The sequence below is a fragment of the Cupriavidus sp. GW821-FHT07C08 genome, from assembly GCF_059419025.1.
In genome coordinates, this window is record NZ_JBWKQZ010000047.1 from 1 (window position 1) to 24,998 (window position 24,998).

Here is a 24,998-nt window from a genome sequence, read left to right on the forward strand (position 1 = left end):
CGCAGGATCGTATTGGGTCTGGTCAAGCGCGTCGAAATCCACAAGGATGAAATCGTCGTTGTGTTCAGGATTGACCCCCAGCCTGGGGCTTTTGAGAGCGAAAATTCGAATGATTCAGACGACGGAGTGAAAAGTATGCAACGTTGTAAGCGGCGTACTCTCGCCGCTGCTGGCCAACGCACTGCTCGATGAGGTGGACAAGGCGTTGGAGCGTCGCGGTCATTGCTTCGTGCGCTACGCCGATGATGCGAACGTGTATGTGCGCAGTCGGCGGGCGGGCGAGCGTGTGATGGCGCTATTGCGGCGGCTGTATGGCGATCTGCGCCTGAAGGTCAACGAGGCAAAGAGCGCGGTGGCGAGCGCGCTTGGCCGCAAGTTCCTCGGCTACAGCTTCTGGGTGGCCGCAGGGGGTGTGGTCAAGCGCAAAGTGGCAGTCAAGCCGCTGCTGACGTTCAAGCAACGCATCCGCAAACTGACCCGCCGCTCAGGCGGGCGCAGTCTGCAGACAGTGGTGGATCGGCTGCGGCCCTACGTTCTGGGCTGGAAGGCCTACTTCCGGTTGGCGCAAACGCCCAAGATCTGGCGAGAGTTGGACCAATGGATACGTCATCGGCTGCGGGCGATACAGCTCAAGCAGTGGCGACGTGGCTCTACTATCTACCGGGCACTGCGGGCCCTGGACGCGGATCCTGAGACTGCCAAACGGGTGGCGGCGAATAGCCGTCGCTGGTGGCGCAACAGTAATGGTGCGCTGCAACGGGTGCTGACCATTGCCTACTTCGATCGACTGGGCATGCCCCGTCTCACTTAACCTCAACCTCTCGAACCGCCCGGTGCGGACCCGCATGCCGGGTGGTGTGGCAGGGGCGCAGCCAGTGACGGCTGCCCCCTATGCCGATTGGGTATTCGGGGCTTGTGATTTTTGGCTTGTGGCCATGCGGTTGGTTGTCGTCCTTGACGGGCGTGGCTGTTTCGCCGGCTACGCCGGCGAAACAGCCCACGCCTGCCAAGCGCGACATCACCCGTACGGGACGTATTTCATGTCCATGCGTTTCCACCTGCCACACCCCGGTAACCATCGTAAGCATTGGTAAGCCCGCTGGCGCACCCCTGCCGGCCGATGCGACCCTTGCGTACCTTGACGGTCGATTGACCGGTGCGGGAGCCACCGCATCCCCATCAACTCACTGGCAGGAGAAATCAGATGGTCAACTACAAGACCCGGCGGGTAGTGCTCGCCACGGGCGGACTGCTGGCCGCACTGGCGGCTGCGACCGCGTTCCTGTGTGTGCGTCCGGCCATTCCGGCTGCCGAAGCCGCGCAATCGGGCACGGTCGGTGCGGCCGCTGCCGCGGCGGCGGCGCTGGCGCTGGACTCGGGCGCGCTGTTCACGCTGGCGGACCGCCATGCCGGCGATGCCATGCGCATCGCACAAGGCAGCACGCCACAGGACAGCGCCGAGGGCCTGGACTGGGACTATGTCCAGCTGCGCCTGTAACCCGGATGGCGCTTGTCCCCGGGGCATGTGAAAGGCCGCGCACAGGCGCGGCCTTTTCGCTTATAGCCGCGACAATTACCGCGACACCGGCCGCTTGCCCAGCTTGCGCTGCAAAGTGCGCCGGTGCATGTTCAGCGCCCGTGCCGTGGCGGAGATATTGCCGTCATGCTCGGCCAGCACGCGCTGGATATGCTCCCATTCCAGCCGCGCCACCGACAGCGGCACCGGTTCTTCCAGCGCGGCCTGCGCCGCCTCTTCAGACACGCCCGCCATCAGCGCGGTCAGGATCGAATCGACATTGGCCGGCTTGGCCAGGTATTCGTCCGCGCCTTGCTTGACCGCCGCCACCGCGGTGGCGATGCTGGCGTAGCCGGTCAGGATCAGGATGCGTGCGTCCGGCAATGCCTGGCGCAGCGGCGACACCAGCTGCAGGCCCGATTCGGCGGGCACGGTGTTGCCGGCATCCGGCGGCGGCTCCAGGTGCAGGTCCAGCGTGACATAGGCAAACTCGATGCGTGATGCGAGCGCCAGTGCGGTGCGGCCGTCGTGCGCCACCTGCACGGCATAGCCGCGTCGCGTGAGCGCGCGTGCCAGGGTGCCGGCAAAGACTTCGTCGTCGTCGATGACCAGGAAGGGCGTGCCAGCCGGTGCGGTGGCTTCGGGTACCGGGGTGAGGGTGTCGGTCATGGGATTCGTGGTGCCGTGGCGGCGGTGGCGGCGGATGCGGGAAGGGTGGACAGCGCGGGCAGGCGCAGCTCGGCAACGGTGCCGCCGCCGGCGCGGTCATGCCAGGCCAGCTCACCGCCCATCTGCCGGGCGGCGCTTTGCGCCAGGTACAGGCCGATGCCCTGGCCGCCATGCTGGCTGGCCACCGGGGTTTCGCCCAGTTGGCCGCGCAGCATCTCGGGAATGCCGTCGCCGTGGTCGGCGATGCGGAACGACAGCCACGGCGCGGTATTGCCGGGCGCCATGGCGATCTGCAGCTGCAGCGGCTCCTGGCTGCGGCTCGCGGCTTGCTGGCTGCGCGCGGCGTTGTCCAGCAGGATGGTCAGGATCTGGCCCACGCGCGCGGTTTCCACCGCCTGCGCGCCGGCGCCCGGCGTGGCACTGGCCTGCAGGCTGGCGTTGGGGTGGCGCAGTTGCCAGCGCTCGGCAAAGGCCGGCAGCCAGCCGTCGATGCGCTGCGGCGCGAGCGTGGCCGGGTCTTCGCGCAGGCGCGCGAGCGTGGTGCGGCACAGCGCCAGCTGCTGTTCCATGGTCCGCAGGTCGGGCAGGTAACCGTTGATTGCGGAGGTGCCGCGGCCCGCGTCGGAGGCATCGGCACGCAGCTCGCCGGCGATGACCGCCAGCGTGGCCAGCGGCGTGCCGATCTCATGCGCGACCGCGGCGGCCTGGCCGTTCAGGTCTTCCACGCGCGCCTCGCGCAGCAGCTGCTCGCGCGCCAGGTTCAGCTGCGCCTCGCGCTGGCGCAGCACGCCAGACAGGCGCGCCACGAACAGCGCGATCATCACCGCGCTGGCGACGAAGTTCAGCCACATGCCGGCCAGGTGGTAGTTCACCGCGTTGTCCGGGTTGTGCAGGTCCAGCGGCACATATTCGAACAGCAGCAGCGTGTAGCAGACGAGCGCGTACAGCGCCAGCGCGATCACCTGGCGCCACGGCAGGATGGCGGCGGCAATGGCCAGCCCCGGCAGGTAGAACGAGACAAAGGGGTTGGTCGCGCCGCCGGTGTAGAACAGGATGGCCGACAGCGCGGTTAGGTCCACCAGCAGCTGGCCCATCAGCTCGGCCTCGCCGGGGGCGCTGTTGCGCCGCGTGTGCTGGCGCAGGCGCAGGCCGGTCAGCAGGTTGAACAGCGCCTGCAGGCCGAACACCACCAGCAGCGGCCCGTAGGGCAGGCGGATGCCGGCGATGGGCTCGCAGCTCAGCACCGTCAGCGCCTGTCCCGCCAGCAGTGCCCAGCGCAGCCAGAACAGCCGGCGCAGCGTCACCTGGCCATGGCGGGCGGAGGTGCCCGCCGGCAGTGGCGACAGGAAGGGGAGGTCGGGCAAGCGGGTCACGGCTGCGGCGGTGGTCATGGCGCGAGTGTATCAATGCGGCCGCGGGGCACCGGTGCGTGCGACACCTTGCCGCATTGGCGCCGCGCCGGGCGGGGTGCCAGACTAGCCGGCTGTGCGCCGCCCGGCGGGGTTGCCTGGGGCATGCACGGGCGGGCATCGCCATGGTCTAATGTCTGCTTTCAGGAGAGCCTTTCATGCAAGCCAAATTCCGCCCGGCCACGCTGGCCGCATCGGTCGCACTCGCAGCCGTGCTGGCGTCCGGCGCCGCGCTGGCCCAGGTCGATGTCAGCAACGCCTGGGTGCGCGGCACGGTGCCGACCCAGACTGCCTCCGGCGCCTTCATGGTGCTGCATGCGCACGACGACGCGAAGCTGGTCGGCGTATCGTCGCCGGTGGCCGTGGCCGAGCTGCACGAGATGAAGATGGAAGGCAACGTGATGCGCATGCGCCAGGTCAAGTCGCTGGACCTGCCCAGGATGCAGGACGTCGAACTGAAGCCGGGCGGTTACCACGTGATGCTGATGGGCCTGAAGTCGCAGCTCAAGAAGGGCGACACTGTGCCCATCACGCTGAAGATCGAGCAGGGCGGCAAGGTGATCGAGCAAAAGGTCACGGCCGAAGTGCGCGACATGGTGCCCGCTGCCGCCAGCGCGAGCGGCGGCCACGGCGAACACAAGCACTGAGCGCCTGACGGGCCCGGCCCCGTCCATCCAGCCATCCAGCCATCCACCCATCATGGCCAACAAGCAGCACGGCACCCGTCAGAAGCTGGTCTTTCGCGGGGACACGCGCCCCGCCAGGCCGCCTGCTGTTCCCGCGCAGCGCCGTGAGGCCCAGCCCCCGGCGCCAGCCAAGCCGGGGGTGCGCCGTCAGCCGCGCAAGCTGATCGGCTCTTCCGATTCCTGACTGGCCGCCGCGGCCAGCACGCGCTCGCGCAGCCAGGTGTGGGCGGGATCGGCTTCGGTGCGCTCGTGCCAGATCATGCTGAAGGTGAAGTCGTCCAGCGCAAACGGCGGCGCGAACACGGCGTAGCGCGGGTCTTCCTCCAGCGCGGCCAGGCTGCGCCGCGCCGTGGTCAGCACCAGGTTGGTCCCGGCGATCAGCGCCGGCGCCACGCTCCAGTGCGGCACCACGCAGGCGATCTTGCGCCGTCCCCCCAGCTTGGCCACCGCGGTGTCGATCGCGTCCATGCGTTCGCTGTGGGTGGCCACCAGCACGTGCGAGCGCGCCAGGTAGGCCACCTGGTCGAGCCGGCCGGTATCGCGCACGGTGGCGGCATCCACCGCGCAGGCATAGCTCTCGCAGAACAGCTCCGCGGATTTCACGCCTTCCGGCTGGTGGGTGAACACGCCCAGCGCCATGTCGATCTCGCCATCGGCCACCTGGGCGGTCATGCCTTCGCGGCTGGCCTGCGACACCACCAGGTCGATATTGGGCGCGGCCTTGCGCACCGCGCGCAGCAGCCGCGGCAACACCACCAGCGCGCCGTAGTCGGACATGGCCAGCCGGAAGCTGCGCCGCGCGGTGGCCGGCTGGAAGCCGCTGGGCCCCAGCAGGATGCGCACCTGCGCCAGCGCCTCGGCGAGCGGGCCGGACAGCTCATGGGCGCGCGCGCTCAGCACCAGGCCGCCCTTGCCGCGCACCAGGATGGGATCGTCGAGCAGCTGCCGCAGCCGCCCGAGCGCGTGGCTGACCGCCGGCTGGCTCAGGTGCAGCCGCAGCGCGGCGCGGGAGATATGGCGCTCGGCCAGCAGTGCTTCGAGCACCACCAGCAGGTTGAGGTCGATTCCGCGTAGGCTATTCATTCGGCGAATATTAAACGTACGAAAGCAGAATTGGAAATTCGCATTGCGATATTTCAAACTGCTGGCATCGCATCTTGCCCTATGGAGCGCTTCATGTCAGGCACCCAGTTGCCGTTTTCCCTCCCGGTTTCACTCTGGCTGCCGCTTGGTACGGCCGTGCTGGCCGGCGCGGCGATCCCTTTCCAGGCAGGCGCCAATGCCACCCTCGGGCGCACGCTCGGGCATCCGCTGTCGGCCACGCTGGTGTCGCTGCTGGTCAGCCTGGCGGCGCTGCTGCCCGTGCTGTGGCTGATGCGCGTGCCGCTGCCGGTGCCGTCGGCACTGGCGCGCGCGCCGGGCTGGCTCTGGATCGGCGGGGTGCTGGGGGTGTTCTATATCTCGGCCGCGCTGATGATGGCGCCAAGGCTGGGCGCCGCCGGCTTTATCGCCGCGGTGGTGGCGGGCCAGGTGCTGGCCGCGCTGCTGGTGGACCAGTTCGGGCTGGCCGGCTTTGCGGAGCGCGCGCTGACGCCGACGCGGCTGGCGGGCGCGGCGCTGATCGTGGCGGGGATGCTGGTGATGCAGTGGGGCAGCGCGACGGCATCCGGGCCCGCGTCTCAGCCGGCGGCAGAATCGGGTTCCTGAGCGGGCTCCTGAGCGGCTTGCCGGCGCTCCGCCAGGCAGGCCGGACACAGGCAATGCTGGCCCGGCACGATGCGCCGCGCGGGCAGCAGCGGCTGGCTGGCGCACCAGCACTCGGGCAGCCCCGCCACGTAGCCGCAGACAAAGCCCGCGCCGCAGTGGCTGCAATGTTCGACCGGGCGCAGCTGGCCGGTCAGCACGGCCGAGGCGTCGCTCATGGCTGGCCTTCCGGCGCTGGCGGGAAGCTGGGGATCCGGGCTGGCAAGAGGCGGCTGGCGGCGGGCATGATGGTCAAGGCTGGGGAACGCTGAGCCGCGGCGCAAGCCAAACGGCTGAGGTGGCGGCACGTTGTTGCGCGGACGGAACGCGTTGGTGCGCCGTGGGGCGCTTGCAGGCAGTTCGCGGGACCACGTTCGGCCGGTTGACTCGCGCCCCGCGCGGTTTCTTGTAAAATCGGCGCCTGCCATGGCCGGATGGCGCACTTTCGGGCGATCCCCGTTGGTTATCCCTGGCTACGTGGCCGATTAGCCATCATACCTGTTGATTCTCACGGATGTCCCCCATGAACGCCGACAACCCCGGGCCTGCCGCAACCACGGTGGCCGCCATTGCTCCCGCGCTGAAAGCCGAGATCCTCGCCGAGGCCCTGCCGTATATCCGCAAGTTCCACGGCAAGACCATCGTGGTCAAGTACGGCGGCAATGCCATGACCGAAGAGAAGCTCAAGCACGGCTTCGCGCGCGACGTGATCCTGCTCAAGCTGGTCGGCATGAACCCGGTGGTGGTGCACGGCGGCGGCCCGCAGATCGATGAGGCGCTGAAGAAGGTCGGCAAGGTCGGCACCTTTGTGCAGGGCATGCGCGTCACCGACGAAGAGACCATGGAAGTGGTCGAGTGGGTGCTGGGCGGTGAAGTCCAGCAGGACATCGTGATGCTGATCAACCAGTACGGCGGCCAGGCCGTGGGCCTGACCGGCAAGGACGGCGGCCTGATCCGCGCCAAGCGCCTGCAGATGCCGGACCGCGAGAACCCGGGCGCCTTCATCGATATCGGCTATGTGGGCGACATCGAGGCGATCAACCCCGCGGTGGTCAAGGCGCTGCAGGACGACGCCTTCATCCCGGTGATATCGCCGATCGGCTTCTCCGACGACGGCCAGGCCTACAACATCAATGCCGACGTGGTTGCCGGCAAGATGGCCGAGATCCTGAAGGCCGAGAAGCTGGTGATGATGACCAACATCCCGGGTGTGATGGACAAGAAGGGCAACCTGCTGACCGACCTGTCCGCACGCGAGATTGAAGAGCTGTTCGCCGACGGCACCATCTCGGGCGGCATGCTGCCGAAGATCTCGTCGGCGCTGGATGCAGCCAAGAGCGGCGTGCATTCGGTGCACATCATCGACGGCCGCATCGAGCATTCGCTGCTGCTGGAAATCCTGACCGAGCAGGCCTTCGGCACCATGATCCGCTCGCACTGAGCGGAGCCTCGGGGCGGTGCCGGCAGCGGCCGGCCGCCCCGGCCATCCCATCACCCTCCGAGTTGCCCGGCGTGCCTTCCAGTCTTCCTTCTCCGCGCCGTGTCCGCGCTCGCCTCTGCCGCCGCCCCGCGGGCAATACCTCGGGCGATACGGTCTGGCTGTTCGATCTCGACAACACCCTGCACGACGCCTCGCACGCGATCTTCCCGGCCATCAACCGGCTGATGACCGACTACGTGGCGCGCGTGCTCGGCTGCGACGAGGCCACCGCCAGCCGCGTGCGCGTGGACTACTGGCAGCGCTACGGCGCCACGCTGCTCGGCATGATCCGGCACCATGGCGTGGACCCGGCTGACTTCCTGCGCGCCGCACATGAATTCCCGGCGCTGGCCGACATGGTGCGGGTGCGGCGCGGGCTGGCCGCGCACCTGCGGCGCCTGCCGGGGCGCAAGATCCTGGTGACCAACGCGCCGCAGGACTATGCGCGGGCGGTGCTGGAGATAGCGGGCATACGGCATTGCTTCGAGCGCGTGGTGGCAATCGAGCAGATGTGGGTGCATGGCCACCTGCGGCCCAAGCCGGACCGCCGCATGCTGCGCCGGCTGCTGGTGCAGACCGGGATTGCCCCGCATCGTGCGGTGCTGGTGGAAGACACCGTGTCGCACCTCAAGCGCTATGCCGGCACCGGCATCCGCACCGCCTGGGTGACGGGCTACCTGCGCACGGTCGCGCCATCGCGCCCGCATGAGGTGCCCGCGGTGCGCGACGACGGCAGCCGGCGCGATGCCGCGGTACGCTCGACGCTGGAGGCAGAGGACCGGCGCCATGTCGGCCACGCCGCGCAGGAGCAGTCGGTGACGCTGGTGGCCGCGGAGACCCAGGCACCGCAGGCGCAGCCCGACAACGTGCGGCGCGTGCGCGCCCGCGTGCCGAACCGGCCGGCCTATGTGGACATAAAAGTACAATCGATGCATCAACTCCAACGACGAATGCGGAGAATCGGGTCATGACGCAAAGCAACGGGCGCGAGCCGGAGGCGGTCATTTCAGGCAGTGCGCAGGATGCGCAGGACGGGGGCCAGCCGCCAGCCACGCCGGCGCGCAAGCGCCCGCGCCCGGGCGAGCGCCGCGTGCAGATCCTGCAGACGCTGGCCACCATGCTGGAGCACCCGCGCGGGGAGAAGATCACAACGGCCGCGCTGGCTGCGCGCCTGAGCGTGTCCGAGGCGGCGCTGTACCGCCATTTCGCCAGCAAGGCGCAGATGTACGAGGGCCTGATCGGCTTTATCGAGCAGACCGTGTTTGGCCTGATCAACCAGATCACCGACAAGGAAGAGCACGGCCTGCGCCAGGCGCACGCCATCGTGCGCATGCTGCTGTCGTTTGCCGAGAAGAACCCGGGCATGACGCGCGTGCTGACCGGCGAGGCACTGGTGGGTGAGCACGAACGCCTGCAAGAGCGCATCAACCAGGTGGTGGACCGCATCGAGGCCTCGCTGCGCCAGTGCCTGAAGATGGCGGTGACGCAGGCCGCGTTCCCGGCGGATGCCGACATCCCGGCGCGCGCGGCGCTGATCATGGCGGCGGTGCAGGGCCAGTGGCACCGCTATGCCAAGAGCGGCTTCCGCAAGTCGCCGTCGGACCATGCCGAGGCGCACCTGCGGGTCTTGCTGGGTTGAAAACAACACGCCGGGCCGATTGCTCTATAATTGCCCGGTCGCGCCGATTTGATGACTGGCTTGCGGGCGCGCGGCAGCCAAGGGACCAAGTTCCGGGTTGCCACTATAAATGCGGCTAAAGAGGTTGGGTCGGCGCCCCATGCCACCACGGTAGTGGATGGCGCCGGCACGCGGAATCCCGCAAGGACTCCAGTGAATCCCGACTTGGCTGCGACGCTTCATACGCAAATGCCGGTCGGGTTTTTTTATGCCCGTTCGCCACGGGCCGGATTCCATGACTGATGTCGCCCTGCCGACCGCCGCGCCTGCCGCGTTCGACCTGCCGCCCGATTCGGTCGGCGTGGTTGCGCCGCAGCGCATGCACTTTGCCGAGCCGCTGAAGCTGCGCAACGGCTCGTCCATTGCCGGCTACGACCTGATGGTCGAGACCTACGGCACGCTCAATGCGGCCCGCTCCAACGCGGTGCTGGTGTGCCATGCGCTCAATGCCTCGCACCATGTGGCCGGCGTCTATGCCGAAGACCCGCGCGACGTGGGCTGGTGGGACAACATGGTCGGGCCCGGCAAGCCGCTCGATACCAATCGCTTCTTCGTCATCGGCGTCAACAACCTGGGTTCGTGCTTCGGCTCGACCGGGCCGATGAGCCTGAACCCGGCTACCGGCGCGCCCTACGGCGCGGCGTTCCCGGTGGTGACGGTGGAAGACTGGGTCAATGCGCAGGCGCGCGTGGCCGACGCGTTCGGCATCACGCAGTTCGCAGCGGTGATGGGCGGGAGCCTCGGCGGCATGCAGGCGGTGGCCTGGAGCCTGATGTACCCGGACCGGCTGCGCCACTGCATCGTGGTCGCGTCCACGCCCAAGCTGTCGGCGCAGAACATCGCCTTCAACGAGGTCGCGCGCAGCGCGATCCTGTCCGATCCCGATTTCCACGGCGGCAACTACTACGCGCATGGCGTCAAGCCCAAGCGTGGCCTGCGCGTGGCGCGCATGATCGGCCATATCACCTACCTGTCGGACGAGGACATGGCCGAGAAATTCGGCCGCGAGCTGAAGACCGACGACATCCGCTTCTCTTTCGATGTCGAGTTCCAGGTGGAGAGCTATCTGCGCTACCAGGGCGACAAGTTCGCCGAGTACTTCGACGCCAACACCTACCTGCTGATCACGCGCGCGCTCGACTACTTCGACCCGGCGCTGGCCTTCGGCGGCGACCTGACGCGCGCGATGGCGCAGACCCAGGCCAGCTTCCTGGTGGCGAGCTTCGGCACCGACTGGCGCTTTGCGCCCAGCCGCAGCCGCGAGCTGGTCAAGGCGCTGCTGGACAACAAGCGCCCGGTCTCGTACGCCGAGATCGACGCGCCGCACGGCCACGATGCCTTCCTGCTCGACGACCCGCGCTATCACAACCTGATGCGCGCCTACTACGACCGCATCGCAGAGGAGATCGGCGCATGAACGCCCTGGCCAATCCCAATATCCTGGCGCTGCGCCCCGACTTCCGCGCGATCGCGCGCTGGATCGAACCCAACTCCACCGTGCTCGATCTGGGCTGCGGCGATGGCAGCCTGCTGCGCGTGCTGCAGGACGAGCTCGACGTGCAGGCCTACGGCATCGAGATCCGCGACGAAGGCGTGCTGGCGTGCGCGCAGAAGGGCGTGCATGTCATCCAGCAGAACCTGGAAGGCGGCCTGGCGCTGTTCGAGGACAAGAGCTTCGACACGGTGATCCTGTCGCAGACGCTGCAGACCATCCACAACACCGCGCAGGTGCTGCGCGACACGCTGCGGGTGGGGCGCGAGTGCATCGTGTCGTTCCCGAACTTCGGCTACTGGCCGCACCGGCTGTCGGTGTTCCGCGGGCGCATGCCGGTGTCGGAATCGTTGCCCTACCAGTGGTACAACACGCCCAACGTGCGTGTGCTGACCATCAGCGACTTCGAGGCGCTGGCGCCCAAGGTCGGCCTGCGCGTGATCGACCGCGTGGTGATGCACGAGGGCGTGACCGTCAACTGGGGCGGCAACTGGCGCGGCAGCCTGGCGGTGTACCGGGTTTGCGCGGCCTGATCAGGCTGGCGCGTCGGCGGCCGTGGCTGCCAGGTGATCGACAAAGGCGCGCACCTTGGGCGGTACATGCCGCGTGGGCGTGTAGACCGCGTAGGCCGTGCCGATATAGGGCTCGAGGATGTCCCAGTCGGCCAGCACGGTGACGACCCGGCCCTGGTCCAGGGCATCGCCCAATGAGAAGTCCGGCACCAGCCCGATGCCGGCATCGCGTTCCACCATGCTCATGATCGCCAGGCTGTTGTTCAGCGTCAGGCGCGGCGGGATGCGCACCTCCACTTTCTCGCCGCCGGCGTGGTGGCGCATGGTCCAGCGCTCGCCGAAGTTGCCGTAGCCCAGGTACAGGCAGCGTGCGGCGGGCAGGTCGGCGGGCGTGGCCGGCGTGCCGTGGCGGGCCAGGTAGCCGGGCGAGGCCACCAGCCGGTAGCGCACCTCGCGCAGCGGGCGTGCGGCCAGCCCGGGCGCCAGTTCGCGCGCGATGCGTACGGCCACGTCCATCCCTTCCTCGACCAGGTCGACCATGCGGTCGGCCAGCGTCAGCTGCAGGTCCAGCCCCGGGTATTTGGCCAGCAGCGCCGGCAGCCGCGGCGCCAGCCAGGCCTGCCCGAACGAGACCGGCGCGCTCACGCGCAGCACGCCGTGCGGCGTGCCGCCGTGCTCGCCGGCGAGCGCGGTGACCTCGCGCGCGGCGGCGGTCATGCGGGCGCAGGCGGCGTAGACCGACTGGCCCAGCTCAGTCAGCGCAAAGGCGCGCGTGGTCCGCTGCAGCAGGCTGGCACCGAGCGTGGCTTCCAGGCGGGAGACGTGCCGGCTGACCGCCGATGGGGTCATGCCCAGGTCGAGCGCGGCGGCCGAGAAGCTGCCGCACTCGACCACGCGAGCAAACACGGCCATCGCATTAAGTGGCATATCCGGCATTGTGTGTCCCCATCCTTTGACTTCAGATCAAATATTAATTGATCGATGACGGGATTGTTGAGCAGATTGCATGATGGAACAATGCGGACATTGTCTGACCGGAGTCCGTCATGCCCTCGCAACAACCCTTGCCAGGCGGCGCCTGGCGCATGGTCGCGGCCATGCTGCTGTCTGGCACCATCGGCTGGTTCGTGGTCACCAGCGGCCAACCGCCGCTCGATGTGGTCTTCTTCCGCTGCCTGTTCGGCGGCGCGGCGCTGCTGGGCGTGCTGACGCTGCAGCGCGGCTGGGTGCGGATGAGCCGCGCACAGCTTGGCTGGCTGGCGCTGGGCGGCGTCACGCTGGTGCTCAACTGGCTGGCGCTGTTCTCGGCGTATGCGTACAGCGGCATCGCCATTGCCACGGTGGTCTACCACACCCAGCCGTTCTTCCTGCTGCTGCTAACCTCGGTGATCCAGCGCGAGCCGTTCCCGTTCGCGCGGCTGCCATGGCTGGTGCTGGCCTTTGCCGGGGTGATGCTGATCACCGGGCTGGAGCATGGCGCCACTGGCACGGCGATGCTGGCCGGCATCGGCCTGGGCCTGCTGGCCGCACTGCTGTATGCGGTGACGACCCTGGCCACGCGCCGGCTGCAGGCCATCCCGCCAGGCCAGATTGCCGGGCTGCAGATGGTGCTGGGCGTGTTGATGCTGGCACCACTGGCGCATCCTGCTGCGGGCAGCTATGGCACCGGCACCTGGGCCGCGCTGCTGCCGCTGGGGCTGGTGCATACGGGCGTGATGTACACGCTACTGTATGGCGCCTTCCAGCGCCTTACCGTGGTGTCGATCGCCACGCTGTCCTTCATCTATCCGCTGGTGGCGATCGTGATCGACGTGATGGTGTTCGGCGTGGTGCTGGGGCCGCTGCAGATCGCCGGCATGGCGCTGGTGCTGCTGGGCGTGGTCGCCAACCAGCTGGGCTGGAGCCTGCCGCTGCGGCGGCGGGCGCAAGGCTGATGCGGGCGCCACGGTGCCAGCGGCTGGAGGACTGCCGTCTTGACCCGAACGCTGACTACGGTTAGTGTAGGCAGAGGATCGAACGATCGTGCTATTCCCTGCGAGTCACCAACCCACACCAGCCATGTCCACTGCGCCCCAGACCCAGGCGGCCACCGCCGCCAGCCCGCTCCATCCCTTTGACGACGCGCTGGCGCTGGAGCCGGCCGGCGAGCACCGCTTCCTGGGCCGCACCACGCCCGAGTACTGGAACATGATCGGCCCGTTCGGCGGCATCACCGCCGCCACGCTGCTGCGGGCGGCGCTGGACCATCCGCAGCGCCTGGGCGACCCGGTCTCGCTGACGGTCAACTTTGCCGGGCCGATCGCCGAGGGCCCGTTCGAGATCGAGGCGCGCCCGGTGCGCACCAACCGCTCGACCCAGCACTGGACGCTTGAGCTGCGCCAGGGCGATGCCGTGGCCACCACCGCCACCGCCATGTTTGCGGTGCGCCGCGAGACCTGGGCCTGCGCCGAGGCGCCGATGCCGGAGGTGCCAGCGGCCGACACCCTCCCGGCCATGACCGGGTTTGCGCCGGTGCGCTGGCTCAAGTCCTATGACATGCGCCCGGTGCGCGGCGCCAAGCCGGCCACGGAGCCCGGCACCGAGCATCCGGACAGCCTGACGCAGTTCTGGCTGCGCGACGCGCCGGCGCGCACGCCGGACTTTGCCGCGGTGGCGGCCTGGGCCGACAGCTTCTACCCGCGCATCTTCCTCAAGCGCGCGGGCTTCGTGCCGGCCGGCACGGTGTCGATGACCACCTATTTCCATGCCGATGCCGACACGCTGGCCGCGCTGGGCGACAGCCACGTGCTGGCCAGCGCGCAGGCGCAGGTGTTCAGGCAGGGCTTCTTCGACCAGCGCGCGCAGCTATGGAGCGCCGGCGGCGAGCTGATCGTCAGCTCGCACCAGATCGTCTACTACAAGGAGTGAGGTAAACGCGGGCTCAGGCGATCGCTTCGCGCGCCTGGGCCTCGTAGCGATGCACGGTGTGGCGCATGGCCCAGAGCAGCATCACGCCGGGCAGCGCCACCACCACGGTGCCCAGGTAGAACGGCGCCCAGCCCCAGGCCTCGACCATATAGCCCGAGGACGGCCCCACATAGACCCGGCCCACCGACGCCAGCGCCGACAGCAGCGCGTACTGCGTGGCCGAGAACGAGCGGTTGCAGAGCGTCATCAGCAACGCCACGAAGGCCGCCGTGCCCATGCCCCCGCACAGGTTCTCGATCGCAATGGCCGTCCCCATGCTCCACAGGTGCGGCGGCGTCACCGCCAGGATCCAGTAGCCCAGGTTCGACACCGCCTGCAGCACGCCGAACAGCATCAGCGAGCGGTACAGCCCCAGGCGCACCATCAGGGTGCCGCCGAACAGCGCGCCGATGATGGTGGCAGCCAGCCCCAGGGTCTTGTTGACGATGCCCACCTCGCCCGCCGAGAAGCCCACGCCGCGGATCAGGAAGGTGGTCGACAGGCTGCCGGCAAAGGCGTCGCCGAGCTTGTACAGCACGATCAGCAGCAGCAGCCACCACGCGCCCTGGCGGCCAAAGAAGTCGCGCAGCGGCCCTACCACCGCCTCTTCCAGCGAGCGCGGCGCGCGCGCGGGCACGTCCGGTTCCGGCGCCCACAGCAGCGTGACGATGCCCACGCCCATCAGTGCCGCCATCAGCAGGTAGGTCTGCTGCCAGCCCAGCACGCGGTCGGCCAGCCACAAGGCCAGGCCGCCCGAGACCAGCATCGCCAGCCGGTAGCCCAGCACCTTCACCGCGGCGCCGGCGCCGCGCTCGGGCGGGCGCAGCACGTCGGTGCTGTAGGCGTCGAAGACGATGTCCTGCGACGCCGACAGGAAGGCTACCAGCGTGGCCAGTGCCGCCAGCATCCACAGCGCCTCGCGCGGCGGGCAGAAGGCCATGCCGGCGATGCCCAGCACCAGCCCCAGCTGCGTCACCAGCAGCCAGCCGCGCCGGCGCCCCAGCAGCGGCGGCGTGTAGCGGTCCATCAGCGGCGCCCACAGGAACTTGAAGATATAGGCCTGGCCCACCAGCGAGAAGAAGCCGATGGTCTTGATGTCCAGCCCCTCGACCGTCATCCATGCCTGCAAGGTGCCGGAGGTCAGCGCCAGCGGCAGCCCGGAGGCGAAGCCCAGCGCCAGCATGGCGCCGATGCGGCGGTTGCGGAAGATATCGAGATAGGTCTGGAAGGTCATGAACGGGCCGGCGTGAAGCGCCGCGCGGCTGCGCGGGCGCCGTGTATTATTGCATCACCTGTTTGCCTGCCCGCCACATGCGGCACGGCATCGTTGCCGCGGATCACCGATCCGCCTGCCTGGTCTTCCACTGCGTCCAAGGAACCGCAAATGCTCCGCCGCCTGCAAGGTGTTCAGCGTCCCACCCGTGACCGGCTGGTCCGCGCGCTGGCGCTGGCCGCGGTGGCGGCGCCCATGGCCTGGTGCCTGCCCGCCCAGGCGCAGGACAGCGAGCCTGGCGGCATCCGGCTGGACCGCAGCGGCTCGGCCGTGCGCAAAATCGTGCCGGTCGAGGCCATCGAGCAGCAGGCCGCGCAGGAATACGAGCAGCTCAAGCAGGAAGCCATCGCCAAGCATGCACTGGCCGCCGCCGACAACCCGCAGCTGGTGCGCCTGCGCACGATCGGCAAGCGGCTGCTGCCCCAGACCGCACGCTGGAACGAGCGCGCGCGGCAGTGGCAGTGGGAGATCAACCTGATCGGCTCCAGGCAGGTCAATGCGTTCTGCATGCCGGGCGGCAAGATCGCCTTCTATACCGGGTTGCTCGACCAGCTCAAGCTGACCGACGACGAGATCGCCATGGCGATGGGCCACGAGATCGCCCACGCGCTGCAGGAGCATGCGCGCGAGCGCGCCGCCAAGTCAGAGATCACCAACCTCGGCGCCAACGTGATCTCGCAGCTGTTCGGCTTCGGCAACCTTGGCAATATGGCGCTGGGCACCGGTGCCCACCTGCTGACGCTGCGTTTCTCGCGCGCGGATGAGTCCGAGGCGGACCTGATCGGCATGGATATCGCCGCGCGCGCCGGCTACGACCCGCGCGCCGCAGTGTCGCTGTGGCAGAAGATGGGCAAGGTGAGCCAGTCCGGCACAGAGTTCCTGTCCACGCATCCGTCCGGGCGCAGCCGCATCGCCGACCTGGAAAAGCACCTGCCGGAGGTGCTGCCGCTCTATGCGCGCGCGAGCAATACCACTGTGGACAGGCTGCCGCCATACCGCGCCAATATGGCAGATCTGGGCGGCGCGCCGGTGGACAGCGGCGACGACGACCGGCAGAAGCCGCTGCAACGCTGAGCGGTCCGCTGACGCCAATGAAAAAAGCCGGCAATGCCGGCTTTTTCCTCATTCAGGGCCTGCTGCCGCGTCAGGCGCGCAGCCCCGTGGCCTCGTCGGCGCCCACATGCACGTTCATGCATTGCACCGCCGCGCCGGCCGCGCCCTTGCCCAGGTTGTCCAGGCGGGCCACCAGGTTCAGGCGCTCGGCATTGCCGAACACGAACAGGTCGACACGGTTGGTGTCGTTGTTGGCCTGCACGTCGAAGAAGCCGCCGTCGAGGTTGTCGGCGCTGTTGTACGGCATCACGCGCACGAACTGCTCGCCTTCATAGTGCTTGCGGTAGATCTCGACGATCTGCTCGGGGCTGACCTTGCGCGCCAGCCGGTCCGTGAACACCGGCACCGTCACCGCCAGGCCCTTCAGGAAGTTGCCGACGATCGGGTTGAAGACCGGCGCCTGCGCCAGGCCGGCCTGCACGCGCATCTCTGGCAGGTGCTTGTGTTCCAGGCCCAGCGCGTACGGGCGCGGGCTGTCCAGCTTCGGGTTACCGCCGGCTTCGAACTCGGCAATCATCGACTTGCCGCCGCCGCTGTAGCCGGTCAGCGAGAACGCCGAAACCGGGTAGTCGGCCGGCAGCACACCGGCGTCCACCAGCGGACGCACTGCCAGCACGAAGGCGCTGGCGTGGCAGCCCGGCACCGCAATGCGCTTGCTGTCGCGGATCTTCTCGCGCTGGCCGCGTGCCAGTTCAGGCAAGCCGTAGGCCCAGCTGTCGGTGGTGCGGAACGCCGTGCTGGCGTCGATCACGCAGGTGTTCGGGTTGGTCACCAGCGACACCGCCTCGCGCGAGGCCACGTCGGGCAGGCACAGGAAGGCGACGTCAGCGGCATTCAGGAATCGTGCTCGTTCGGCCGGGTCCTTGCGCTTGTCATCGGCAATGCGCAGCAGTTCCACGTCGGAACGGCCGGAAAGATAGTCAAGCAGCCGGAGACCGGTGGTGCCTTCCTGACCATCGACGAACACTTTGAAAACCATGGCTGACTCACTCAATGAGGTGCGGGAAATGCGAAACGTCCCCTGCCGCATGCGATAGGGAACCTGCATTGTAGCGGGGATGGGGGCTGGTCGCAGGGGTTTGTACCGATGGGATCTGTTGCGATCTGGCACAGTTCCGGGCTTGCAGGATATAACCAAGTAGGTTAATTTGCATGGAAAAGGGGACGGCACATTACAAGCTATGGGACGTAAGGCATTGTTGGCGGGCGGCAAGATGGAAATGACGTTTGCTGCCTATTCCCATGCGTCGGGGTCTGCAGTGGAGCGGTGTTCGCGAAATCCTGATGCAGCTTGGTCCGGCGGACTTCTACAAGAGCATGACCACGTATGAAGACCACCGGGTTTGGCAGGACGTCTACAGGCCTGTCACGCCGCAAGGCGCCTTGTATGTGAAGCTCACGGTCACCGATGAGGTGCTGGTCGTTTCCTTCAAGCTGAGGTAGCAGCGGCGCAGACAGTCAAAGGAGAGGCCAGATGAAGTGTCCTGTGTGCGGTGGTGCGGATCTCGAGGCGGGGATTCGCGACATGCCTTATACGTACCGTGGTGAAACAACCGTGATTCGCGATGTGCCGGGGCAATGGTGTCCCAAGTGCGGCGAGGGCGTGCTTCCTCGCGACAGCGACTGGGTGAGCGATGCGATGCTCGCCTTCAACAAGCAGGTCAACGCCTCGCTTGTCGATCCGTGCTATATCACTGACGTCCGCAAGAAGCTCCGCCTCGACCAGCGCGAAGCCGCCGAAATCTTCGGCGGCGGTGTCAACGCGTTCTCGCGCTATGAAACCGGCCGGACCAAGCCGCCGCTGGCGCTGGTCAAGCTGCTCAAGCTGCTTGACCGCCACCCGGAACTGCTTGAAGAGATCCGGGCGGCGTAAGCGCGGTGCTCAGAGCGGGAAGTCGTAGTCGATCGACAGCGGCGCGTGGTCGCTGAACTTCTCGTCCTTGTAGATCGAGCACAGGTGCGCGGTGTCGGCGATCTTGGGCGTGGCCAGGTGGTAGTCGATGCGCCAGCCGACGTTCTTGGCGTAGGCCTGGCCGCGGTTGCTCCACCAGGTGTACTGGTCGGGGCGCGGGTCCAGCTTGCGGAACACGTCGACATAGCCGTGGCTGTCGAACAGTTCGCCGATCCAGGCGCGTTCTTCCGGCAGGAAGCCTGAGTTCTTCAGGTTGCCCTTCCAGTTCTTGATGTCGATTTCCTTGTGCGCGATGTTGACGTCACCGCACAGCACGATCTCGCGTCCGCTTGCCTTCAGTTGCAGCAGGTGCGGCAGGAAGGCCTCCATGAAGCGGAACTTGGCCTGCTGGCGCTCCTCGCCGCTGGAGCCGGACGGCACGTACACCGAGATCACCGCCAGGTGCGGATACTGCACTTCCACATAGCGGCCTTCGTTGTCGAATTCGGGAATGCCGAAGCCGGTGACCACGCGCTCGGGCTGATGGCGCGTGTAAAGGCCCACGCCGCTGTAGCCCTTTTTCTCGGCGTAATGGAAATAGCCGTGGTAGCCATGTGGCGCAATGAACGCTTCCGTCATGTCGGCGGCCTGCGCCTTCAGTTCCTGCACACAGACCATGTCTGCGTCCTGCTTGCCCATCCAGTCGAAAAAGCCCTTCTTCGACGCGGAGCGGATGCCGTTGAGGTTGGCGCTGATAATCCGTAACATTCGGGGAAATTTTGAATTCAGAGAGAAATGATGACGCAGCAGAAACCGCCCGCGGGTGCCGATCTCAGCCAGACCTTTATCCGCTTTGCGCTCGATGCGGGCGTGCTGTCGTTTGGCGAGTTCGTCACCAAGGCCGGCCGCAAATCGCCTTACTTCTTCAACGCCGGCCTGTTCAACCAGGGCGCGATGCTGGGCCAGGTGGCGCAATTCTATGCCAAAACGCTGCTGGCCTCGGGCGTGCAGTTCGACGTGCTGTTCGGGCCGGCCTACAAGGGCATCACGCTGGCGTCGGCCACCGCGGTGGCGCTGGCGGGCATGGGACGTGACGTCGGCTTCGCCTACAACCGCAAGGAAGCCAAGGATCATGGCGAAGGCGGCACGCTGGTCGGGGCCAAGCTGCAGGGCAAGGTGGTCATCATTGATGACGTGATTTCCGCCGGCACCTCGGTGCGCGAATCGGTGAACATGATCCGCGCCGCCGGCGCCGAGCCGGCCGCGGTCCTGATCGCACTGGACCGCATGGAAAAGAGCGGTACCGCCGAGCAGGTCGGCACCCATTCCGCCGTGCAGGACGTGCAGCGCGAATTCGGCATCCCGGTGATCGCGATTGCCAGCCTGAAGGACCTGCTGGCGTACCTGGATGCGTCGCAGGACCCGGCGCTGGGGGCTTCGCGCGAGGCCGTGGCGGCCTATCGTCAGCGCTACGGCGTCTGAAACCGTTGATGGCAACGGGGTGCTGCCAGCCAGCGCCCTCATTCCGCACGTTCGGCGGACAGCGGACGGACGGCTGACTTTCAGACTGGGAGGGAGCGCGGCGTGGCGGCAAAAGAGCGGCAGGAACGGGCAGGGCGGCAGGCGGCAACGCCATCCACAACGGCGGAATCAGCCGGCAATGGCGAGTCGCTGGCCGAGCGCGGCGCGCAGGTGCGGCCGCGCAAGCCGGTGCGCCAGGCTGCCAAGGCCCCGGACCGGCCCGCGCACGAGGCCTATGCCGTGCGCGCGCTGGTGTTGCAGGGCGGCGGCGCGCTCGGGGCCTACCAGGCCGGCGTGTACCAGGGCCTTGCCGAGGGCGGCATCTACCCGAACTGGGTTGCCGGCATCTCCATCGGTGCGCTCAACGCAGCCATCATCGCCGGCAATCCGCCCCAGCGCCGCGTGGAACAACTGTGCGCCTTCTGGGAGTACATCTGCGCGCAGCCGTGGTTGCCCAGCCTGTCGCACACCTGGTTCGCCGACCATGCCGAAGGCTGGCCCGAGCCGATGCGGATCTGGTTCGATGGCCTGCATGCGGCGCGTGCCATGCTGGAAGGCCAGCGTGGCTTCTTCCAGCCGCGCAGCTGGCCGGAGCTGATATCGCGCTACTCGGACCCGAGCCATGCCAGCTTCTACGACACCACGCCGCTGAAGGAGACGCTCGAGCGCTTTGCTGACTTCGACCTGATCAACCACCGCCCCGACCTGATGCGCGTCTCGGTGGGGGCGGTCAATGTGCGCACCGGCAATTTCGCGTACTTCGACAATACCCGCGACAAGCTCCGCCCCGAGCATTTCATGGCGTCGGGCGCGTTGCCGCCGGGCTTTCCGGCTGTGGAGATCGGGGGCGAGTACTACTGGGATGGCGGGCTGGTATCGAACACACCGCTGGCCGAGGTGCTGACCGCGCAGCCGCGGCGCGACGCGCTGATCTTCCAGGTCGACCTGTGGAGCGCGCGCGGCAAGCTGCCGCACGACCTGGTCGACGTGGCCGAGCGCCAGAAGGACATCCAGTATTCCAGCCGCACGCGGGCCATTACCGACTACATGCGCGAGCAGCAGAACCTGCGCCGCATGCTCAACGAGGTGATGGCGCTGGTGCCGCCATCAAAGCGCGACAACGCCTGGTACCGCCGCGCGGCGGAGCAGGCCTGCGACGCGCGCCGCAACGTGATCCAGCTGATCTACCGCGACAAGTCGTTCGAGAACCTGGCCAAGGATTACCAGTTCGGCGCGCTCACCATGCAAGAGCACTGGACCAGCGGGCTGGACGATATCCGCCAGACCCTGCGCCACCCGCAATGGCTGGCGATGCCCAGCCGCGAGCACCCCTTCGTCACGCACGACGTGCACCGCGGGAACGGTGGCTGAGGCGGCTGAGGCGGCCGGGCGGCTCAGTCGACCTTGATCGTGGCCAGTTCCGGCCGGGCCGGCGGGTAGGCCGGCTTGAGGTCCTCGAAGACCTTGGTCAGGATCTCCGCCACCATCAGGTTGCGGTGTGTCTTGGAGTCGGCCGGCACCACGTACCACGGGCATTCGGGCGTGCTGGTCGCCATGATGGCAGCCTCGTAGGCGTCCATGTAGGCCTTCCAGTGCTTGCGCTCGGCAAGGTCGGTGGTGTCGAACTTCCAGTGTTTCTCCGGGTCCGCCAGGCGCGCTTCGAGCCGTGCCTTCTGCTCGTCGCGGGATATATGCAGGAAGCACTTGACGATGGTGGTGCCGGTCTCGGTCAGCATCGACTCGAAGTCCCGGATCTGGCGGAAGCGCCGCTCGCACTCGTTGGCGTCGATCCAGTCGTGCACGCGCGTGATCAGCACGTCTTCATAGTGGCTGCGATTGAAGACCACGATCTCGCCCGTCTTCGGTACCTGCAGGTGGATGCGCCACAGGTAGTCGCGCGCCAGTTCCTGCGGGGACGGGGCCTTGAAGCCCACCACGCGGATGCCCAGCGGATCGAAGCTGCGGAACACGCCGCGCACGGTGCCGTCCTTGCCGCTGGTATCCATGCCCTGCAGTACCACCAGCAGCTTGCGCCGGTGCTCGGCGTAGAAGATGTCCTGCTGTGCGTCGAGGGCGTTGCTCAGTTCGATGATGCGGGCAAGGTCTTCCTCTTTCTTGCCGCACGACAGCGGCTTGCTGCCCGGGTCGAAGTCGGCAAGGCGAAAACGCTTGCCCGAGGTGATGCGGAAATCGTCCAGCGGCATGGGCGCTCCATCGGTCTGACCAGCAAGATCAAGGGAATGGGCGCCCCCGCCGGGGCTCCGCGGCAAGGAATGCGGGGCGTGTGGAAAGGGGCGCACAGCCCCTATGGTCAGGCCGGCAGGGCTGCCAGGTCAATGCTGCCTTCAAACACGGTGGTGGCCGGGCCGGTCATGCGCACCGGTTCCACACCGCCATCCCAGGCAATGGTCAACTCGCCGCCATGGGTATGCACCCGCACCGGCGAGTCCAGCAGGCCGCGCCGGATGCCGGCCACCACGGCCGCGCAGGCGCCGGTGCCGCAGGCCAGGGTCTCGCCGGCACCGCGCTCGTAGACACGCAGCCGGATGGTGTGGCGGTCCTGCACCTGCATGAAGCCGGCATTGACGCGGTTGGGGAAGGCGGCATGGTGCTCCACCACCGGGCCGTCCTGCAGCACCGGGAAGTTCTCCACGTCGTCCACCACCTGCACCGCGTGCGGATTGCCCATCGATACCGCCGAGATCCATTCGGTGCGACCGTTGACCTCCAGGCCGTACAGCGTGTCCGCGCCTTCCGCGCGGGTGGGCAGGCCTTCGGCACGGAACGGCACGCGCGCCGGTTCCAGCTCGGGCGCACCCATGTCCACCGTGACCTGGCCGTCGTCCTGCAGCGTCAGGGTAATGATGCCGTTCATCACCTCGACGCGCACCGAGCGCTTGTCGGTCATGCCCTTGTCGGTGACAAAGCGCACAAAGCAGCGCGCGCCGTTGCCGCAGTGCTCCACCTCGCTGCCATCGGCATTGACGATGCGGTAGCGGAAGTCGACATCGGGGCGGGACGGCTTTTCAACGATCAGGATCTGGTCCGCGCCCACGCCGAAATGCCGGCTGGCCAGCGCACGCCATTGCGCCGGGGTCAGGTCGATCTGCTGGTGGATGCCGTCGAGCACGACAAAGTCGTTGCCCGCGCCGTGCATTTTGGTGAACTGGAGTTTCATGGTGAGAATTGTAGCTGCGAGGCGCCGGATGTGCCGGCGCGCTCAGTAGATCTCGGGCTCGCCCGGCAGGCGGTGCTTGAAGCGCTTGTGCACCCAGTAGTACTCCGGCACGCGCGGGCGGATGCAGTCCTCGAAGAAGGCATTCATGCGGCGCGTGTCGTCGGTGACGCTTGCGCCGGGGTAGTCTTCCCAGGGCGGCAGGATGCGCAGCACATAGCCCTGGTAGTCAGGCAGCATCTCGGTGTAGATCGGCACCACCTTGGCCCCGGTCAGGCGCGCCAGCCGCGACACCGAGGTCAGTGTCAGCGCCTGCACGCCGAAGAACGGCACGAACTCCGAGTCGCGCTCGCCGAAATCCATGTCGGCGATCAGCTGCAGCGCCTCGCCTTTCTTCAGGCAGCGCAGGATGTCGCGCGCGCTGTCGTTGCGCGAGATCATGTTGGCGCCGAAGCGCCCGCGCGCGTGCTTCAGGAAGTGGTCGAACAGGTCGTTCTTCTGCCTGGTGTAGAGCGATGCGCCGGAACGGCCGAGATGCTCGCGCAGGTTGATGGTGAGCCGGATCGCGCCGGCTTCCACGCCCGACAGGTGCAGCGTGACCAGGATATGCGGGGTGCCATCCAGCGCCACCAGGTCGGCCTGGTCGTCGATCTGCACCCAGCGGCGCATCTGCGCTTCGCTGCCGGTCCAGAAGATGCCGCGCTCGGCAAAGCTGCGGAACAGGATGCGGAAGCTCTGTCGCGACAGCTCGTCGATTTCGGCCTCGGTGCGGTCCGGGAAACACAGGCGCAGGTTGGCCCGCACCACGCGGCGCCGCTCGCTCGGCACCAGGTAGAGCAGGCTTCCCAGCGCCTCGCCGAAGCGCGCGACGAACGGATATGGCAGCTTGCCCAGCACCGTCAGCAAGCCGATGCCAAGCCACGTGAACACACGGCTCATGAAATCGATTGATCAGCGGCCGGCTCGGTGTCGTTGCCCGGGGTGCCCGGCGCGTCCGGGGTGCCCGCTCCGGCGGGTTGCTTGTAGCGGTTGTAAGCCCACAGGTACTGCGTGGGGCACAGGCGTACCAGTTCCTCGATGGTCCGGTTGATGACCGCGGCGGCGGCGGCAGGATCGTCCGGCAGCATGCCGCCGTCGTTGATCACGCGCAGGTGGCCGCGATAGCCGGCGCCGCGCGGCAGGCGCGCGGCAAAGACCGCCACCACCGGCGCGCCGGTCAGCTGCTGCAGCCGGTGCACCAGCGCCATCGTATAGGCGGGCTTGCCGAAGAACGGCGCCCAGTTGCCCTCGCCGCCGCTGGGCACCTGGTCGGGCAGGATGCCCACCGCCTGGCCGCGCTTGAGTGCCTTGACCAGCATGCGCACCCCGCGCGGCGTGGCCGGCGCCATGTGCATGTCGGGGCGGGTGCGCATTTTTTCGATCCAGTCGCGCAGCCAGGGCTGGTGCGGCGGCTTGAACAGCGCGGTGACCGGGCGCTGCAGCGCGTGGGACTGCGGCAGCACTTCAAAGCAGCCCAGGTGCGGGGTCAGGATGATGATGCCCTTGCCGCGCGCCTGCAGCTTGCCCAGCTCGGGCCACAGGTAGTCGTCAAAGCCATACAGCTTCGCGCCGATCTTGCTGCGGCTCCAGAAGTAAGGCATCTCGATGATCATGCGTCCGGCCGAACGGGCCGCTTCGTCGATCATCGCCTCGGTGGCGTCGGGAAACGCCTGGCGGAAGTTCTCCCGCAGGCGCTGGCCGTAGCGGCCAGGCAGGCGCGCGATCAGCAGTCCGAGCGCGCCGCCCGCGGCATGCAGCAGCCGCAGGGGAAAACGGGAGATCAGCCAGAATAAAAAGGTCATCAGGCGCGAAAAGCAGGTCTGCTGCGGGTCCGTGCCGGGGGACAGACGGGCAG

Annotated in this window: 27 protein-coding genes and 2 pseudogenes; 17 read left to right on the forward strand and 12 right to left on the reverse strand. The window is 67.7% G+C overall.

The features are described from left to right. The 3 genes and pseudogenes from AC07UK_RS36365 to AC07UK_RS36375 form a co-directional block, all read left to right on the forward strand. Positions 1-192: pseudogene (locus tag AC07UK_RS36365) on the forward strand (recombinase family protein); the annotation flags it as partial. Beyond that, positions 152-811 (forward strand): annotated as a pseudogene (locus tag AC07UK_RS36370) (group II intron maturase-specific domain-containing protein); the annotation flags it as partial. The pseudogenes AC07UK_RS36365 and AC07UK_RS36370, both read left to right, overlap by 41 nt. A 393-nt stretch (positions 812-1,204) precedes the next feature. Then, entirely contained in the window at positions 1,205-1,498 is a 294-nt protein-coding gene (locus tag AC07UK_RS36375; protein WP_436220631.1) for a hypothetical protein, read from the forward strand. Between the two features lie 75 nt (positions 1,499-1,573). On the opposite strand, the gene AC07UK_RS36380 is transcribed toward AC07UK_RS36375, so the two are convergent. Then, complete coding sequence (locus tag AC07UK_RS36380; protein ID WP_494688028.1) at positions 1,574-2,185, reverse strand: response regulator transcription factor; 612 nt, start codon at positions 2,183-2,185, stop codon at positions 1,574-1,576. Next, on the reverse strand, positions 2,182-3,576 hold the full coding sequence (locus tag AC07UK_RS36385) for an ATP-binding protein (protein ID WP_494688027.1): 1,395 nt from the start codon (positions 3,574-3,576) through the stop codon (positions 2,182-2,184). The genes AC07UK_RS36380 and AC07UK_RS36385 overlap by 4 nt, the downstream gene beginning before the upstream one ends. A 176-nt stretch (positions 3,577-3,752) precedes the next feature. Between AC07UK_RS36385 and AC07UK_RS36390 the strand changes: the two genes are divergently transcribed. Further along, entirely contained in the window at positions 3,753-4,241 is a 489-nt protein-coding gene (locus tag AC07UK_RS36390) for a copper chaperone PCu(A)C (RefSeq protein ID WP_436220633.1), read from the forward strand. A gap of 186 nt (positions 4,242-4,427) precedes the next feature. Here the strand turns inward: AC07UK_RS36390 and AC07UK_RS36395 are convergent, their stop codons facing one another. Next, positions 4,428-5,363 (reverse strand): LysR family transcriptional regulator, encoded by a 936-nt coding sequence (locus tag AC07UK_RS36395; RefSeq protein WP_013955288.1) that lies wholly within the window; start codon positions 5,361-5,363, stop codon positions 4,428-4,430. A gap of 93 nt (positions 5,364-5,456) precedes the next feature. Here AC07UK_RS36395 and AC07UK_RS36400 point away from each other — a divergent pair, with 93 nt between their 5' ends. Further along, a complete protein-coding gene (locus AC07UK_RS36400; RefSeq protein WP_494688026.1) occupies positions 5,457-5,987 on the forward strand; it encodes a DMT family transporter in 531 nt (176 codons plus the stop codon). Here AC07UK_RS36400 and AC07UK_RS36405 read toward each other — a convergent pair. After that, entirely contained in the window at positions 5,960-6,202 is a 243-nt protein-coding gene (locus AC07UK_RS36405; RefSeq protein ID WP_153954908.1) for a cysteine-rich CWC family protein, read from the reverse strand. The two genes, AC07UK_RS36400 and AC07UK_RS36405, sit on opposite strands and share 28 nt — an antisense overlap. Before the next feature lie 344 nt (positions 6,203-6,546). Between AC07UK_RS36405 and argB the strand changes: the two genes are divergently transcribed. The 5 genes from argB to metW all read left to right on the forward strand — a co-directional run bounded on the left by argB (position 6,547) and on the right by metW (position 11,206). Then, positions 6,547-7,464, forward strand: coding sequence for an acetylglutamate kinase (gene argB, locus AC07UK_RS36410; protein ID WP_010813296.1), 918 nt, complete (start codon positions 6,547-6,549; stop codon positions 7,462-7,464). A gap of 71 nt (positions 7,465-7,535) precedes the next feature. Beyond that, positions 7,536-8,474: a pyrimidine 5'-nucleotidase gene (locus AC07UK_RS36415; RefSeq protein WP_494688025.1), complete on the forward strand. Its 939-nt coding sequence runs from the start codon at positions 7,536-7,538 to the stop codon at positions 8,472-8,474. Then, a complete protein-coding gene (gene slmA, locus AC07UK_RS36420; RefSeq protein ID WP_011614401.1) occupies positions 8,471-9,142 on the forward strand; it encodes a nucleoid occlusion factor SlmA in 672 nt (223 codons plus the stop codon). Before AC07UK_RS36415 ends, slmA begins: the two co-directional genes overlap by 4 nt. A gap of 274 nt (positions 9,143-9,416) precedes the next feature. Then, entirely contained in the window at positions 9,417-10,598 is a 1,182-nt protein-coding gene (gene metX / locus AC07UK_RS36425) for a homoserine O-succinyltransferase MetX (RefSeq protein ID WP_494688024.1), read from the forward strand. Then, the gene (metW, locus tag AC07UK_RS36430; protein ID WP_013955295.1) at positions 10,595-11,206 is read left to right on the forward strand and encodes a methionine biosynthesis protein MetW; all 612 of its coding nucleotides are present in this window, start codon (positions 10,595-10,597) and stop codon (positions 11,204-11,206) included. Before metX ends, metW begins: the two co-directional genes overlap by 4 nt. On the opposite strand, the gene AC07UK_RS36435 is transcribed toward metW, so the two are convergent. Beyond that, complete coding sequence (locus AC07UK_RS36435; protein ID WP_013955296.1) at positions 11,207-12,121, reverse strand: LysR family transcriptional regulator; 915 nt, start codon at positions 12,119-12,121, stop codon at positions 11,207-11,209. It abuts the gene before it with no gap. A gap of 110 nt (positions 12,122-12,231) precedes the next feature. On the opposite strand from AC07UK_RS36435, the gene AC07UK_RS36440 reads away from it, so the two are divergent. After that, positions 12,232-13,119: a DMT family transporter gene (locus tag AC07UK_RS36440; protein WP_494688023.1), complete on the forward strand. Its 888-nt coding sequence runs from the start codon at positions 12,232-12,234 to the stop codon at positions 13,117-13,119. A gap of 124 nt (positions 13,120-13,243) precedes the next feature. Next, positions 13,244-14,092, forward strand: a complete 849-nt coding sequence (locus AC07UK_RS36445) for an acyl-CoA thioesterase (RefSeq protein WP_494688022.1) — start codon at positions 13,244-13,246, stop codon at positions 14,090-14,092. Between the two features lie 13 nt (positions 14,093-14,105). Here AC07UK_RS36445 and AC07UK_RS36450 read toward each other — a convergent pair whose 3' ends face one another. After that, positions 14,106-15,365 carry a muropeptide transporter gene (locus tag AC07UK_RS36450; protein WP_494688021.1) on the reverse strand — a complete coding sequence of 420 codons (1,260 nt, stop codon included), beginning with the start codon at positions 15,363-15,365 and terminating at the stop codon, positions 14,106-14,108. Positions 15,366-15,515: 150 nt separating this feature from the next. Between AC07UK_RS36450 and AC07UK_RS36455 the strand changes: the two genes are divergently transcribed. Then, complete coding sequence (locus AC07UK_RS36455; protein WP_479943899.1) at positions 15,516-16,478, forward strand: M48 family metallopeptidase; 963 nt, start codon at positions 15,516-15,518, stop codon at positions 16,476-16,478. Positions 16,479-16,548: 70 nt separating this feature from the next. Here AC07UK_RS36455 and argC read toward each other — a convergent pair whose 3' ends face one another. Then, positions 16,549-17,496, reverse strand: coding sequence for an N-acetyl-gamma-glutamyl-phosphate reductase (gene argC, locus AC07UK_RS36460; RefSeq protein ID WP_114131095.1), 948 nt, complete (start codon positions 17,494-17,496; stop codon positions 16,549-16,551). A 263-nt stretch (positions 17,497-17,759) separates the two neighbouring features. Between argC and AC07UK_RS36465 the strand changes: the two genes are divergently transcribed. Together AC07UK_RS36465 and AC07UK_RS36470 are read left to right on the forward strand one after the other, a co-directional pair. Further along, the gene (locus AC07UK_RS36465) at positions 17,760-17,960 is read left to right on the forward strand and encodes a type II toxin-antitoxin system MqsR family toxin (protein WP_494688020.1); all 201 of its coding nucleotides are present in this window, start codon (positions 17,760-17,762) and stop codon (positions 17,958-17,960) included. A 31-nt stretch (positions 17,961-17,991) separates the two neighbouring features. Beyond that, the gene (locus tag AC07UK_RS36470) at positions 17,992-18,390 is read left to right on the forward strand and encodes a type II TA system antitoxin MqsA family protein (RefSeq protein WP_494688019.1); all 399 of its coding nucleotides are present in this window, start codon (positions 17,992-17,994) and stop codon (positions 18,388-18,390) included. A 9-nt stretch (positions 18,391-18,399) separates the two neighbouring features. Here AC07UK_RS36470 and AC07UK_RS36475 read toward each other — a convergent pair whose 3' ends face one another. Beyond that, positions 18,400-19,176 (reverse strand): exodeoxyribonuclease III, encoded by a 777-nt coding sequence (locus AC07UK_RS36475; protein WP_494688018.1) that lies wholly within the window; start codon positions 19,174-19,176, stop codon positions 18,400-18,402. A 27-nt stretch (positions 19,177-19,203) separates the two neighbouring features. Here AC07UK_RS36475 and pyrE point away from each other — a divergent pair, with 27 nt between their 5' ends. Together pyrE and AC07UK_RS36485 are read left to right on the forward strand one after the other, a co-directional pair. Then, positions 19,204-19,890: an orotate phosphoribosyltransferase gene (gene pyrE, locus AC07UK_RS36480; RefSeq protein WP_013955303.1), complete on the forward strand. Its 687-nt coding sequence runs from the start codon at positions 19,204-19,206 to the stop codon at positions 19,888-19,890. Between the two features lie 102 nt (positions 19,891-19,992). Further along, complete coding sequence (locus AC07UK_RS36485; protein ID WP_494688017.1) at positions 19,993-21,300, forward strand: patatin-like phospholipase family protein; 1,308 nt, start codon at positions 19,993-19,995, stop codon at positions 21,298-21,300. 23 nt (positions 21,301-21,323) lie between these two features. Here AC07UK_RS36485 and AC07UK_RS36490 read toward each other — a convergent pair whose 3' ends face one another. From AC07UK_RS36490 to AC07UK_RS36505, 4 genes are all read right to left on the reverse strand, one after another. Beyond that, on the reverse strand, positions 21,324-22,133 hold the full coding sequence (locus tag AC07UK_RS36490) for a polyphosphate kinase 2 family protein (RefSeq protein WP_436220646.1): 810 nt from the start codon (positions 22,131-22,133) through the stop codon (positions 21,324-21,326). Positions 22,134-22,240: 107 nt separating this feature from the next. After that, complete coding sequence (dapF, locus tag AC07UK_RS36495; RefSeq protein ID WP_494688016.1) at positions 22,241-23,107, reverse strand: diaminopimelate epimerase; 867 nt, start codon at positions 23,105-23,107, stop codon at positions 22,241-22,243. 42 nt (positions 23,108-23,149) lie between these two features. Beyond that, entirely contained in the window at positions 23,150-24,043 is an 894-nt protein-coding gene (locus AC07UK_RS36500; RefSeq protein WP_494688015.1) for a lipid A biosynthesis lauroyl acyltransferase, read from the reverse strand. Next, positions 24,040-24,945 carry a lysophospholipid acyltransferase family protein gene (locus tag AC07UK_RS36505; protein ID WP_494688029.1) on the reverse strand — a complete coding sequence of 302 codons (906 nt, stop codon included), beginning with the start codon at positions 24,943-24,945 and terminating at the stop codon, positions 24,040-24,042. The genes AC07UK_RS36500 and AC07UK_RS36505 overlap by 4 nt, the downstream gene beginning before the upstream one ends. Positions 24,946-24,998 lie beyond the last annotated feature (53 nt).

What these genes read in the sequence shown, in the direction of transcription:
- AC07UK_RS36375 (WP_436220631.1), top strand. Translation starts at nt 1,205, where the DNA reads ATGGTCAACTACAAGACCCGGCGGGTAGTGCTCGCCACGGGCGGACTG.
- AC07UK_RS36380 (WP_494688028.1), bottom strand. Translation starts at nt 2,185, where the DNA reads ATGACCGACACCCTCACCCCGGTACCCGAAGCCACCGCACCGGCTGGC.
- AC07UK_RS36385 (WP_494688027.1), bottom strand. Translation starts at nt 3,576, where the DNA reads ATGACCACCGCCGCAGCCGTGACCCGCTTGCCCGACCTCCCCTTCCTG.
- AC07UK_RS36390 (WP_436220633.1), top strand. Translation starts at nt 3,753, where the DNA reads ATGCAAGCCAAATTCCGCCCGGCCACGCTGGCCGCATCGGTCGCACTC.
- AC07UK_RS36395 (WP_013955288.1), bottom strand. Translation starts at nt 5,363, where the DNA reads ATGAATAGCCTACGCGGAATCGACCTCAACCTGCTGGTGGTGCTCGAA.
- AC07UK_RS36400 (WP_494688026.1), top strand. Translation starts at nt 5,457, where the DNA reads ATGTCAGGCACCCAGTTGCCGTTTTCCCTCCCGGTTTCACTCTGGCTG.
- AC07UK_RS36405 (WP_153954908.1), bottom strand. Translation starts at nt 6,202, where the DNA reads ATGAGCGACGCCTCGGCCGTGCTGACCGGCCAGCTGCGCCCGGTCGAA.
- argB (WP_010813296.1), top strand. Translation starts at nt 6,547, where the DNA reads ATGAACGCCGACAACCCCGGGCCTGCCGCAACCACGGTGGCCGCCATT.
- slmA (WP_011614401.1), top strand. Translation starts at nt 8,471, where the DNA reads ATGACGCAAAGCAACGGGCGCGAGCCGGAGGCGGTCATTTCAGGCAGT.
- metX (WP_494688024.1), top strand. Translation starts at nt 9,417, where the DNA reads ATGACTGATGTCGCCCTGCCGACCGCCGCGCCTGCCGCGTTCGACCTG.
- metW (WP_013955295.1), top strand. Translation starts at nt 10,595, where the DNA reads ATGAACGCCCTGGCCAATCCCAATATCCTGGCGCTGCGCCCCGACTTC.
- AC07UK_RS36435 (WP_013955296.1), bottom strand. Translation starts at nt 12,121, where the DNA reads ATGCCGGATATGCCACTTAATGCGATGGCCGTGTTTGCTCGCGTGGTC.
- AC07UK_RS36440 (WP_494688023.1), top strand. Translation starts at nt 12,232, where the DNA reads ATGCCCTCGCAACAACCCTTGCCAGGCGGCGCCTGGCGCATGGTCGCG.
- AC07UK_RS36445 (WP_494688022.1), top strand. Translation starts at nt 13,244, where the DNA reads ATGTCCACTGCGCCCCAGACCCAGGCGGCCACCGCCGCCAGCCCGCTC.
- AC07UK_RS36450 (WP_494688021.1), bottom strand. Translation starts at nt 15,365, where the DNA reads ATGACCTTCCAGACCTATCTCGATATCTTCCGCAACCGCCGCATCGGC.
- AC07UK_RS36455 (WP_479943899.1), top strand. Translation starts at nt 15,516, where the DNA reads ATGCTCCGCCGCCTGCAAGGTGTTCAGCGTCCCACCCGTGACCGGCTG.
- argC (WP_114131095.1), bottom strand. Translation starts at nt 17,496, where the DNA reads ATGGTTTTCAAAGTGTTCGTCGATGGTCAGGAAGGCACCACCGGTCTC.
- AC07UK_RS36465 (WP_494688020.1), top strand. Translation starts at nt 17,760, where the DNA reads ATGCGTCGGGGTCTGCAGTGGAGCGGTGTTCGCGAAATCCTGATGCAG.
- AC07UK_RS36470 (WP_494688019.1), top strand. Translation starts at nt 17,992, where the DNA reads ATGAAGTGTCCTGTGTGCGGTGGTGCGGATCTCGAGGCGGGGATTCGC.
- AC07UK_RS36475 (WP_494688018.1), bottom strand. Translation starts at nt 19,176, where the DNA reads ATGTTACGGATTATCAGCGCCAACCTCAACGGCATCCGCTCCGCGTCG.
- pyrE (WP_013955303.1), top strand. Translation starts at nt 19,204, where the DNA reads ATGATGACGCAGCAGAAACCGCCCGCGGGTGCCGATCTCAGCCAGACC.
- AC07UK_RS36490 (WP_436220646.1), bottom strand. Translation starts at nt 22,133, where the DNA reads ATGCCGCTGGACGATTTCCGCATCACCTCGGGCAAGCGTTTTCGCCTT.
- dapF (WP_494688016.1), bottom strand. Translation starts at nt 23,107, where the DNA reads ATGAAACTCCAGTTCACCAAAATGCACGGCGCGGGCAACGACTTTGTC.
- AC07UK_RS36500 (WP_494688015.1), bottom strand. Translation starts at nt 24,043, where the DNA reads ATGAGCCGTGTGTTCACGTGGCTTGGCATCGGCTTGCTGACGGTGCTG.
- AC07UK_RS36505 (WP_494688029.1), bottom strand. Translation starts at nt 24,945, where the DNA reads ATGACCTTTTTATTCTGGCTGATCTCCCGTTTTCCCCTGCGGCTGCTG.